Here is a 3,744-nt window from a genome sequence, read left to right as displayed (position 1 = left end):
GTCTTCGACGCTGTGCCGCTTCCGGCCGCCGAGCCTTCGGCAAGGGCGGAGCACCCCGGGGCCTGGTTCGTTGCGGCGGGCATGCTGGCGGCCGGGAACGAGAGCACCTGGCAGAGCGCGGCGCTCGGCCGGCTGATGGTCGAGTCCGCCCGCCGCTGGCCCGGCTTCGCCGACGAGCTCGGCGTGCCGCTGCCCGCCGACGGGACACTCGCCGTCGTCCTGACCGCCGACGATCTCGAGCAGGCCCGCCGGGAGTGGGCACGGCAAGGGCTGACGCCGAGCGAGGTCCGGCAGCTCGAACCCGCCCTGTCACCGCGGGTCCGGGCCGGGTGCCATCTCGCCGACGACCGGCAGGTCGATCCGCGCCGGGTCGTCGCCGCCCTGCGGGAACGGGTCACGGTCGTTCCCGAGCGGGTCGAGGACCTCGCCGCCCTCGACGCGGATCGGGTGATCGTCGCCGCCGGCGTCGGAACCGCCGCCTTGACCGGTCTGCCGGTGCGACCGGTCAAGGGCGAGCTGCTCCGGCTGCGCGGCGAGCCCGGCCTGCTGCGGCACGTGATCAGCGGATACGCCGACGGCCGGCACGTCTATCTGGTGCCGCGGGCCGACGGCGACGTCATCGTCGGTGCCACCCAGCAGGAGCGCACCGACCACGCGGTCACCGCCGGCGCCATCCTCGACCTGCTGCGCGCGGCCGTGGATCTGGTGCCGGCGCTGGCCGACTTCGCGGTCACCGAGATGCTGGCCGGGCACCGTCCGTCCACACCGGACAACGAGCCGCTGCTGGGCCGGCTGGACGACCGGACCGTCGTCGCCACCGGGCACCACCGCAACGGCGTACTCCTCGCTCCGATCACCGCCGACCTCATCGCCGAGCTGGTCGTGACCGGCGAGGCCGACCCGCTGCTCGCCCCCTTCGATCCAGGGAGATTCTCGTGACGCTCACGGTCAACGGTCGCGCGATGAGCCTCCCGGACGGCGGTGACGTCGCGGCGCTGGTCGCGCGGCTCACCGACGCCCGGCGCGGCGTCGCGGTCGCGGTCAACGGCGAGGTGGTGCCCCGCTCGGTGTGGGCGCGGACCGGCCTGGCCGAGGGCGACCGGGTCGAGGTGCTGACCGCGGCGCAGGGCGGCTGACGTGGAGCTTTTCAAGGCCTCCCGACTGATCCTCGGCACCGGCGGCACGCGCAGCCTGACCGAGCTGGAGGCGGCGATCCGTGCGTCCGGGACGGAGCTGGTCACCGTCGCGCTGCGCCGGATCGACGCCGCCGGGCCGGGCCTGCTGCCGATGCTCGACCGCTGCGGGGTGCGCGTGCTGCCGAACACGGCCGGCTGCTACACCGCCGCGGACGCGATCAAGACGGCGCGGCTGGCCCGGGTGGCCTTCGAGACCAGCCTGATCAAACTCGAGGTGATCGGCGACGAGCGGACCCTGCTGCCGGACGCGGTGGAGCTGCTGCGGGCGGCGGAGACGCTGGTGGCGGACGGGTTCACGGTGCTGCCGTACAGCAACGACGACCCGATCCTGGCCCGGCGGCTGGAAGCGGTGGGCTGCGCCGCGGTGATGCCGGCCGGTTCGCCGATCGGCTCTGGCCTGGGCATCTCCAACCCGCATCACATCCGGCTGATCAGGCAGAACGTGTCGGTGCCGGTGGTGCTCGACGCGGGCATCGGCACGGCCTCGGACGCGGCGCTGGCGATGGAGCTGGGCTGCGACGCGGTGCTGATCGCGTCCGCCGTCACGCGGGCGGACGATCCGGCGCTGATGGCCTCGGCGATGCGGCATGCGGTCGAGGCGGGCCGGCTGGCGTTCGAGGCGGGTCGCATCCCGCGGCGCTTCCACGCGCTGGCGTCCACCCCCGACGAGGGGAAGGCGACGTGGTGACGCCGGGCGGGCTCGTCGTGCTCACCGATCGGCGGTCCGCCGCGGGCCCGCTGGTGGAGGTGGTCCGGGAAGCGGTTCGCGGCGGCGCCGCATGGGTCGTCCTGCGTGAGCGCGATCTGAGGTACGCGCAGCGCAGAGCCCTCGCCGACGAGCTGCGCACGGTGCTCCCGGCGGGCCGTCTGATCATCGCCGGCCCGGATCCGCTCGGCGGCGACGCCGTGCACCTGGCCGCCCGCGACCCGCTCCCCACCACGCCGGTGCGGGTGGTCGGCCGCTCCTGCCACTCGGCCGAAGAGGTGGCCCGACTGTCCAGCGAGGACTATCTGACCCTGTCGCCGATCTACCCGACGGCGTCCAAGCCGGGCTACGGCCCGCCGATCGGCTTCTCGGTCGCCGCGCAACGGCCGTGGCTCGCCCTCGGCGGGATCGACTCGGCCGCCCGGGTGCGCGCATGCCGGACAGCGGGCGCCGCGGGGGTGGCGGTGATGGGCGCGGTGATGAGAGCCGACGATCCCCTCCGGGTCGCAGCCGACCTGGCCGCAGCGTGGTCCCAAGCGAAAAGTGGTAGCCCAGGAGGCCATCCGGGCCCCGAAAGGCCCGCTGGGCTACCACTTTCGCGGTTGGGCGGTGGGCGACCACTTTTCGGGAGTGCGTCGTGACGCCGGTTGTGGTGCTGACGATCGCCGGGTCGGACTCCGGAGGTGGCGCCGGGATCCAGGCCGACCTGAAGACCTTCGCCGCGCTAGGGGTCTTCGGTGCGTCGGTGATCACCGCCGTCACCGCGCAGAACACCACCGGTGTGCGGGCCGTGCATCCGGTGCCGGCCGGCGTCGTCGCCGAGCAGCTCGACGCCGTGCTCGACGACCTGCCGGTCGCGGCCGTGAAGGTGGGGATGATCGGGGACCCGGAGGTCGCCGAGGTGATCGCCGCCCGGGTCGACCGGTTTCCGCACCTCGTCGTCGACCCGGTGCTGATCGCCACCTCGGGGAGCCCGCTGTCGAACGTCGCGGCGGTCCGGCCGCTGCTCGCGTACCCGTCGGTGGTGACGCCGAACCGGCACGAAGCCGGCGCCCTCCTCGGGCGGCGAGTGACGACCACCGAGGAGATGGCGGAGGCGGCCGCCAACCTTGCCGCTGTTGGTCCGGGAACGGTCGTGGTGACCGGGAGCGAGACGGGCGTCGACGCCCTGCGGCACGACGGTGCGACCACCCTGCTGCGCGGCGAGCCGGTCGACACCGTGCACAACCACGGCTCGGGGTGCACGTTCTCGTCGGCGATCGCGGCCGGGCTGGCGCTCGGCGATCCCGTCCCGGTCGCCGTGCGGAAGGCGAAACGCTATGTGACCGAGGCGCTGAGCGGCGGCCGATTGTGGCGGCTCGGCGCCGGACCGGGCCCGCTCGACCACTTCGGCTGGGGGTGACGGCTCAGTCGTTGCCCAGCTTGCTGACCCAGTCGACGTATTCGTCGTCCGTCGTCTGCCGGCGGTTGCGCGACCGGCTCGGCGCCGGGGTCACACTCAGCGGCGGCGTCACCGGCTCGGGGTCGGGCAGCGGCTTCGACAGCACGTGCGGCTCGGGAACCAGCGGGGTGCCGCGCAAATTCTCCGGGCGGGCGTCGACGTTCCTCGGTTGCGGCGGCTCCGGCGGCGGCAACGCCTCGGGCGGGATCTGGGGGAGTGCGGGCGCCGGGACGTACGGCTCCTCCTTGTCCCGCGGCCTGCCCTTGCTCGGGTTGGCGAAAGCGTTGAAGGTGGGCAGCTCACCGGTGTTGTGATCGGCCGGCGTCGGCCCGGAGCCCCGGCTGCGACGTGGCAGTCGCGGCGCGCGCCCGGCCGGCTGGGCGGCCGGCTGAGCGGCCGAC

The 3,744-nt window shown here is 74.4% G+C and carries 5 protein-coding genes and 1 pseudogene; 5 read left to right on the top strand and 1 reads right to left on the bottom strand.

The window, feature by feature from the left end:
* Positions 1 to 12: 12 nt before the first annotated feature.
* The 5 genes from AB0M20_RS31790 to thiD are packed head-to-tail and all read left to right on the top strand — an operon-like array spanning position 13 to position 3,304.
* Positions 13 to 939: an FAD-dependent oxidoreductase gene (locus tag AB0M20_RS31790; RefSeq protein WP_364304016.1), complete on the top strand. Its 927-nt coding sequence runs from the start codon at positions 13 to 15 to the stop codon at positions 937 to 939.
* Positions 936 to 1,136 (top strand): sulfur carrier protein ThiS, encoded by a 201-nt coding sequence (thiS, locus tag AB0M20_RS31785; RefSeq protein ID WP_364304015.1) that lies wholly within the window; start codon positions 936 to 938, stop codon positions 1,134 to 1,136. Before AB0M20_RS31790 ends, thiS begins: the two co-directional genes overlap by 4 nt.
* A gap of 1 nt (position 1,137) precedes the next feature.
* Positions 1,138 to 1,884 carry a thiazole synthase gene (locus AB0M20_RS31780; protein ID WP_364304014.1) on the top strand — a complete coding sequence of 249 codons (747 nt, stop codon included), beginning with the start codon at positions 1,138 to 1,140 and terminating at the stop codon, positions 1,882 to 1,884.
* Complete coding sequence (locus AB0M20_RS31775) at positions 1,878 to 2,543, top strand: thiamine phosphate synthase (RefSeq protein ID WP_364304013.1); 666 nt, start codon at positions 1,878 to 1,880, stop codon at positions 2,541 to 2,543. Before AB0M20_RS31780 ends, AB0M20_RS31775 begins: the two co-directional genes overlap by 7 nt.
* Positions 2,540 to 3,304, top strand: coding sequence for a bifunctional hydroxymethylpyrimidine kinase/phosphomethylpyrimidine kinase (gene thiD, locus AB0M20_RS31770; protein WP_364304012.1), 765 nt, complete (start codon positions 2,540 to 2,542; stop codon positions 3,302 to 3,304). Before AB0M20_RS31775 ends, thiD begins: the two co-directional genes overlap by 4 nt.
* A gap of 4 nt (positions 3,305 to 3,308) precedes the next feature.
* Here the strand turns inward: thiD and AB0M20_RS31765 are convergent.
* Positions 3,309 to 3,744 (bottom strand): annotated as a pseudogene (locus AB0M20_RS31765) (hypothetical protein); the annotation flags it as partial.

It is taken from the genome of Actinoplanes sp. NPDC051633 (assembly GCF_040681735.1).
In the GTDB taxonomy this organism is placed as follows: domain Bacteria; phylum Actinomycetota; class Actinomycetes; order Mycobacteriales; family Micromonosporaceae; genus Actinoplanes.
The sequence above is the reverse complement of the archived record's forward strand: the minus strand, read 5'-3'. Positions and strand labels throughout refer to the sequence as shown.